Consider the following 6,753-nt stretch of genomic DNA (forward strand, 5'->3'; position numbering starts at 1 on the left):
CCGCCTGCCGCAGGCTCAGACGACGGCCGTCCGGCCGGCCCGGCGGCGAAGGGCGCAGCCCGCCGCTCCGAAGCCCAGGATCAGCACCAGCCACGTCGCGGGCTCGGGAACGGCCGCGGACACCGTCAGGCTGTCGATCCGCAGGTCGAGGTTCGCCGTCCGCTCCGGGCCCAGGACGAAGGCGAAGGGGCTGCCCGTGGTGTCCTGGATCGCCAGCGAAAGGCTGCCGAACGCCGCGTCCCCGCGGGCGTTGCCCGGGCCCCGGATCCACGAGGCCGGCTCGGCGTAGTCGTACGACGAGAAGACCTGCGACCTCAGGTTCATGGTGACGCTCAGGTCGCCGGTCACGTTGGTGAAGGCGCCGGTCATGGGCGGCCGCTGGCGCTGCTCGAGCGCCTGGACGTAGAAGCTATCGATGGCTCCGAAGCCCTTCGACGCGTTGCTGTGCAGATTGCCGAACGCATGGCTGAAGCCGTTCATCGTGAAGATCGCGGTGACCGGGCTCTGCGGGCCGTCGCCGTAGCGATCCTGCCCCGTCGGGAAGAGGTCGAGTCCGCCCAGGCTCTCGTCGATGCGGACCTCGAGCGTGAAGGGAAGCGCCTCGACGAAGCCGAGCGTGGCGCCGGTGGGTCCCACCACCAGCTGCCGGACGCCGAAGGGGGAGGGGGCGCTCAGATGCCCGTTGTCCGTGCCGTTCGCGACCCCGGTGAGCCGGACGATCGTGACACGGGCCGCGGCCGGCTGCGCCGCGCAGGCCAGCGCCGCAGCGATCAGGACAGCCATCAAACGCACTCGAACCCCCCTGGCGGACGCTACGCCAGCGCATCTGCCGGCCGCTCCAGGATAGCGCCCGGGCGGCTCGCCGACCTTCTCCCGGCGTCTCAAAACGCGGCCGCGACTTTCGCCTGCGTCTCATCCGCCGACCGGCGGGCGATTACTCGGGCAGGATCGTCATCTGGGTCTGGGTGACCAGGCAGAGCAGCTTGCCCTCGGCGTCGGTGATCCGCGTCTGCCAGACCGACGAGCGGCGGCCGACATGCAGCGGCGTCGTCTCGCCCTCCACCACGCTGCCGACCGGCGCGCCCCGCAGGAAGTTGGTCTTGCTCTCCAGCGTCGTGGTGCGCGCGCCGGCGGGCAGGTTGAGCACCCCGCCGATCGCGCCCAGGGCGTCGGCCATCGCCATGAAGGCGCCGCCGTGCAGGATGCCGCCGGCGGTGCAGAGATCCTCGCGCACCACCAGCCGGCCGCGCACCCGCGCCGGCGTGCGCTCGATCACCTCCAGGCCCATGAGGTCGGAGAACGGCATGCCGGTGGTCTCAGCCAAGTCTTCGCTCCTTTCGCGTCGGGGTTCCGTAAGGCCTCCGCGCCACAGTTGCTACGGTCGCGGTCGAACCGTCCCGCCAGGGGCGCCGATCAGGGGATCTGAGGCGCGCTTGAGGATCGCTCGCCTTGCCTCGCGGGCGCGAGGCGCGTAGGGGATCGCTCCCCAGTCAGGAGAGTTGTCATGGGCTACCGGGTCGCGGTGGTCGGCGCCACGGGCAACGTGGGCCGCGAGATGCTGAACATCCTGGAGGAAGTGAACTTCCCCATCGACAAGGTGCATGCGATCGCCAGCCGCAGGTCGATCGGCGTCGAGGTCAGCTTCGGCGACAAGATCATCAAGTGCGAGGACATCGAGCAGTTCGACTTCTCGAAGGTCGACGTCGTGCTGATGAGCGTCTCGGGCAGCTTCTCCAAGGAATGGTCGCCGAAGATCGGCGCCGCCGGCCCCATCGTCATCGACAACTCCTCGGCCTGGCGCATGGACCCGGACGTGCCGCTGATCGTGCCGGAAGTGAACCCGGACGACGTCGCCTGGGCCGACCGCAAGAACATCATCGCCAACCCGAACTGCTCGACCGCCCAGCTGGTCGTCGCGCTGAAGCCGCTGCACGACCGGGCCAAGATCAAGCGCGTGGTGGTGGCCACCTACCAGTCGGTCTCCGGCGCCGGCAAGGAAGGCATGGACGAGCTCTGGGACCAGACCAAGGGCATCTTCGTCCTGGGCCCCAGCGAGCCCAAGAAGTTCCCGAAGCAGATCGCCTTCAACGTGATCCCGTTCATCGGCGCGTTCCTCCCCGACGGCTACACCGACGAGGAAGCCAAGATGTGGAACGAGACCCACAAGATGATCGACCCGGAGATCAAGCTCACCGTCACCTGCGTGCGCGTGCCGGTGATGGTCGGCCACTCCGAGGCGGTGAACATCGAGTTCCACGAGCCGCTGGACGAGGACGAGGCCCGCGAGATCCTGCGCGAGGCGCCGGGCCTGATCGTGATCGATAAGCGCGAGCCCACCGGCTACATCACGCCCAAGGAAGCCCAGGGCGAGTTCCCGGTCTACGTCAGCCGGATCCGCAAGGACCCCACCGTCGAGCATGGCCTTTCCATGTGGGTCGTGGCCGACAACCTGCGCAAGGGCGCGGCCCTCAACGCCGTGCAGATCGCCCAGCTCCTGCACGAGCGCGGCCTGATCAAGCAGAAGGCGCTCGCCTAGGATGAGCCCGCCGTCAGCGCCCGGCGAAGCTCGCCCCCGGCCATGACGAGGTCATGGCCGCAGGCATATAGGTGTTGACCACCGGAGGCGGTCGCGCGCTCACGGCCGGGATCGCCTGCTACCTCATCTGGGGCTTCGTGCCCCTGGTCTTCCAGGCCATGGCGTCGTTCGGCGCCTCGTCGTGGGAGATCATGGCGCACCGGGTCGTCTGGGGCGTGCCGACCGCGCTCGTCCTGGCCCTGGCGGCGCGCCAGTGGCGGCAGATCGTACAGGTCCTCCGAACGCCCCGGACGCTGGCCTGGCTCAGCCTCTCGACCGCGCTGATCGCCACCAACTGGGCGATCTACATCTGGGCGGTGAACTCCGGGCGGGTGCTGGAGGGCAGCTTCGGCTACTACATCACGCCGCTGGTCAACATGGCGTCCGGCGCGCTGATCTTCCGCGAGCGGATCGACCGCTTCGGCTGGAGCGCCATCGGGCTGGCCACCGTCGGCGTCCTCTTCCAGGGCTTCGCGCTGGGCCATCTGCCCATCATCGCCCTCGCCCTCGCCTTCTCGTTCGGCGGCTACGGCGTGGTCCGCAAGCAGGTCCAGGCCGACGCGCAGACCGGCCTCTTCGTCGAGTGCCTGATCCTGCTGCTCCCCTCGCTCGCCTTCCTGGCGTGGCTGCAGAGCCGCGGCGCCGGGCACTTCACGGTCTCGCCGGCCGCGACGGCGTGGCTCGTGGCCGCGGGGCCGATCACCGCGGTGCCCCTGGCCCTGTTCTCCTGGTGCGCGCGAAGGCTGCCGCTCTCGACCATGGCCTTCCTGCAGTTCATCGGGCCGACCATCGGCTTCGCTATCGGTGTCGCCCAGGGCGAGCCCTTCACCGCGCTGCACGCCGCGTCGTTCGCCTTCATCTGGACCGGCGCGGCCGTGTTCATCCTCGGCGCCTGGCGCCGCGCGCGGCAGTTGCGGGCCGCGCTGGCCGAGACCGCGCAGCCAGCTCCCTGAACGCCGCCGCCGGCGCGCATGCGCAAACGCATAGCGAACCTGCGAAATCGCTGATCTATGCAGCGTTCAGATGGTGCTATCTAAACATTGTCCAGACGGACAGCCCCGCTCCCCCGGGGTTCCAAACCAAACTCAAGGTGTGTGTCATGACCTTCAAGATCTTCGACCGGATCGCCCCGATGTACCTCCTGGCCCTCGGCCTCGTCGCCGCCTTCGGGACCGCCGGCCTGGGTGCGTGACCTCCGTCCGCCCCGGCGGACTGAAGCGACGGATCAGGGCCCTTCGGGGCCCTTTTTCGTGGGCGGCCTACAGCGCTTCGTAGGCGAGTTCGATGAGCCGCTTCGGCCGTGCGTCGCCCATGAGGGCGACACCCTGTTTGTTCATCACATAGGCGCCGCCCAGCTTGCGCGAAGGATCGGCGAAGGCGCAGGCGCCGCCCCATCCGGAGTGGCCGAACGCGCCGGGCGACGGGCCCCAGGGAAGGCAGGGCTCATTGCGCATGAAGCCCGCGGCCCAGCTCATCTCGTAGGGGAGCACCAGGTCCTGGCCCCGGATGCGCTGGCGGCTGGCCTCGGCGATCAGGGCGGGCGACAGGACCTCGCCGCCGTCCAGCCAGCCGTCGTTGGCCAGCGCGCCCATCAGCCGCGCGAGCGCCTCGGCCGTCGCATAGCCGTTGGTCGAGGGCACCTCCATGCGCCGGTAGTCGGCCCCGGCCTTGCCGGCGGCGGACGACCAGGGCGCGAGGAAGGCGGCCCGGGTGGCCGCATTGATCTCGCCGAAGTCGGGCATGGCGCTGGGCCGCTGCAGCTCCGCCACGCGACCCTCGGCCTCGGCCGGCAGGCCGATCCAGAGGTCGAGCCCGAACGGTCCGCCCAGATCCTCGCGGAACGCCGCGCCGATGGACCGCCCGTCCACCCGGCGGAAGACTTCGCCCACGAGATAGCCCACCGTCACCGGGTGGTAGCCGCTCGCGGTCCCCGGGGGCCACATGGGCGCCATGGCCGCCAGCCGGCCGCAGATCGCGTCCCAGTCGGCCCAGAGCGCAGGGTCCATCGGCTCCGGAAAGCCGGGCAGGCCCGCCTGGTGCGAGATCATCTGCTCGAGGGTGACCCCCGCCTTCCCGGCCTGGCCGAACTCGGGCCAGACACTGGCGACCGTCTGGCCGTAGTCGAGGCGGCCGGTGTCCACTAGGCGCGCGATCATGAGGGCGGCCACGGCTTTGGTGGTCGAGAACACCGGCGCCAGCGTGTCTTCGGCCCAGCGACGCTCCCGCCGGCGGTCGGCGAACCCGCCCATGAGGTCGAGCACCACCTCGCCCGCCTCGACCAGCGTGAAGCGCGCGCCGAGCTCCTCGCCCGCCGCGAAGCTGGCCGCGAAGGCGTCCTTGACCGCCGCGAAGCGGGCGGGGACGAAGCCGTGGATGTCCGTCATGCGCCGACTCGTACGCGCCTCGCCGCGCGGCGCAAGGACCCGCGGCGGCGAGGTCAGAGGATCTCGACGCGCACCGGGGCGGCGGGGTTCACGATGCGCTCGGCCAGGGCGACGATCGGCAGTTCGGTGGACTTCCAGGCCTCCGCCGCCGCGACCGTCTCGGCCGCCGCCCGCGCTGCGCGTTCCGCAGCGTCGCGGGGATCGCGGCCTTCCACCAGCCCCGCGCCGAAGCTCGCGGTGACCAGGTCGCCCGTCCCGTTGGGCGCCGTGGCGATGCGGCGGTGGGCGAACAGCACCGCCTCTTCCTTGTCGACGTAGAGCAGGCCGATCTCGCCCTCGCCGGCGGGGGCGGAAGTGACGAGCGCCGGCTTGCCCAGGCTCCGCGCCGCGTCGCGCGCCGCCGCGGCGGTGTCGATCTGGCGATCGGCCAGGAACGCCAGCTCCCAGAGGTTCGGGGTCAGCCAGTCGGCCAGCGGGACCAGTTGGTCCTCCACCGCCTGGGCGACCTCGTACGTCACGTAGAGGCCCTTGGGCGCGTCGCCCAGTATCGGGTCCACCAGCACCAGCGGCCGCGCGCCCCAGGCGTCGTTACGATCCGCGTTGCGTACGCGTCCGATCACCCCCGCGGCGATCTCCACCTGCTCGGGGCTGGAGAAGTGGCCGGTGATGATCAGGTCGACCATGCCGAACAGCGCGTCGGCCTCGATGTCGCCCAGCATGCGCTGGAACACGTCGGGCGAGGTGACCTCGCCACGCCCGCCGCGGGCCGGCGTCCGGCCGAACATCACCGTCGGCGCGAGCACGGGATCGATCTTGTGCGCCGCCAGCACATACTGCTGCGCCGCCCCACCAATCCGCGAGGCGGCGACGAACGACGACAGGATCAGCGCGAGCGGCACAGCTTCGCCCGTAGCTCAGATGCTGCGGACCGGTCCAGCGCAATTCTACCAGAAATGGTGTATTGGGTGGATCTTCTAACAAAAGTAGCGGGCGGCGCGGCGGGGCCCCAGGGTTGCGCGCCAACGAAAAGGGCGGCCCCGCAAGGAGCCGCCCTTCCGTCGCAGACTGGCGATGGGCTCGTCAGTACCGGTAGTGCTCGGGCTTGAACGGACCCTGCGGCGCCACGCCGATGTAGTCGGCCTGATCCTTCGACAGGGTCGTCAGCTTCGCGCCCAGCTTCTCGAGGTGGAGCATGGCCACCTTCTCGTCGAGGTGCTTGGGCAGGGTGTAGACCTTGGTCTCGTACTTGGCGCCGTTCTGCCAGAGCTCAATCTGGGCGAGCGTCTGGTTGGTGAAGGACGCCGACATCACGAACGACGGGTGGCCCGTGGCGTTGCCCAGGTTCACGAGGCGGCCTTCCGACAGCACGATGATCTTCTTGCCGTCCGGGAACTCGACGTGGTGGACCTGATCCTTGATCTTGTCCCACTTGTAGTTGCGCAGGCCCGCGATCTGGATCTCGGAATCGAAGTGGCCGATGTTGCAGACGATGGCGTTGTTCTTCATCCGCCGCATGTGGTCGACGGTGAGCACGTCCTTGTTGCCGGTGGCGGTGACGAAGATGTCGGCCTTGTCGGCGACGTCTTCCATCGTCTGGACCTCATAGCCCTCCATCGCCGCCTGCAGGGCGCAGATCGGGTCGATCTCGGTGACCACCACGCGCGCGCCGCCGTTGCGCAGCGAGGCGGCCGAGCCCTTGCCCACGTCGCCGTAGCCGAGGACGACCGCGACCTTGCCGGCCAGCATCACGTCGGTGCCGCGGCGGATCGCGTCCACCAGGCTCTCGCGGCAGCC

Annotated in this window: 7 protein-coding genes; 2 read left to right on the top strand and 5 right to left on the bottom strand. The window is 69.9% G+C overall.

The genetic code is table 11. The annotated features are described in order from the left end of the window. Nucleotides 1-15: 15 nt before the first annotated feature. Together JNK30_RS02045 and JNK30_RS02050 are read right to left on the bottom strand one after the other, a co-directional pair. Nucleotides 16-783: a PEPxxWA-CTERM sorting domain-containing protein gene (locus JNK30_RS02045; RefSeq protein WP_293479678.1), complete on the bottom strand. Its 768-nt coding sequence runs from the start codon at nt 781-783 to the stop codon at nt 16-18. A gap of 151 nt (nt 784-934) precedes the next feature. Beyond that, on the bottom strand, nt 935-1,324 hold the full coding sequence (locus JNK30_RS02050) for a PaaI family thioesterase (protein WP_293479680.1): 390 nt from the start codon (nt 1,322-1,324) through the stop codon (nt 935-937). 180 nt (nt 1,325-1,504) lie between these two features. Here JNK30_RS02050 and JNK30_RS02055 point away from each other — a divergent pair, with 180 nt between their 5' ends. Continuing rightward, a complete protein-coding gene (locus tag JNK30_RS02055) occupies nt 1,505-2,536 on the top strand; it encodes an aspartate-semialdehyde dehydrogenase (protein ID WP_293479682.1) in 1,032 nt (343 codons plus the stop codon). Between the two features lie 74 nt (nt 2,537-2,610). Further along, on the top strand, nt 2,611-3,528 hold the full coding sequence (gene rarD, locus JNK30_RS02060; RefSeq protein ID WP_293479684.1) for an EamA family transporter RarD: 918 nt from the start codon (nt 2,611-2,613) through the stop codon (nt 3,526-3,528). 306 nt (nt 3,529-3,834) lie between these two features. On the opposite strand, the gene JNK30_RS02065 is transcribed toward rarD, so the two are convergent. The 3 genes from JNK30_RS02065 to JNK30_RS02075 form a co-directional block, all read right to left on the bottom strand. Next, entirely contained in the window at nt 3,835-4,959 is a 1,125-nt protein-coding gene (locus JNK30_RS02065) for a serine hydrolase domain-containing protein (RefSeq protein WP_293479686.1), read from the bottom strand. A 53-nt stretch (nt 4,960-5,012) separates the two neighbouring features. Next, nucleotides 5,013-5,858 (bottom strand): PfkB family carbohydrate kinase, encoded by an 846-nt coding sequence (locus JNK30_RS02070; RefSeq protein WP_293479687.1) that lies wholly within the window; start codon nt 5,856-5,858, stop codon nt 5,013-5,015. 181 nt (nt 5,859-6,039) lie between these two features. Then, on the bottom strand, nt 6,040-6,753 hold a 714-nt coding region (locus tag JNK30_RS02075; RefSeq protein ID WP_293479688.1), incomplete at its 5' end, for an adenosylhomocysteinase.

This window comes from Phenylobacterium sp. (genome assembly GCF_016793225.1).
Taxonomy (GTDB): domain Bacteria; phylum Pseudomonadota; class Alphaproteobacteria; order Caulobacterales; family Caulobacteraceae; genus Phenylobacterium.

Excerpts from the sequence above, each read along its gene's own strand:
- JNK30_RS02055 (WP_293479682.1), top strand. The coding sequence starts at position 1,505 with ATGGGCTACCGGGTCGCGGTGGTCGGCGCCACGGGCAACGTGGGCCGC.
- JNK30_RS02065 (WP_293479686.1), bottom strand. The coding sequence starts at position 4,959 with ATGACGGACATCCACGGCTTCGTCCCCGCCCGCTTCGCGGCGGTCAAG.
- JNK30_RS02045 (WP_293479678.1), bottom strand. The coding sequence starts at position 783 with ATGGCTGTCCTGATCGCTGCGGCGCTGGCCTGCGCGGCGCAGCCGGCC.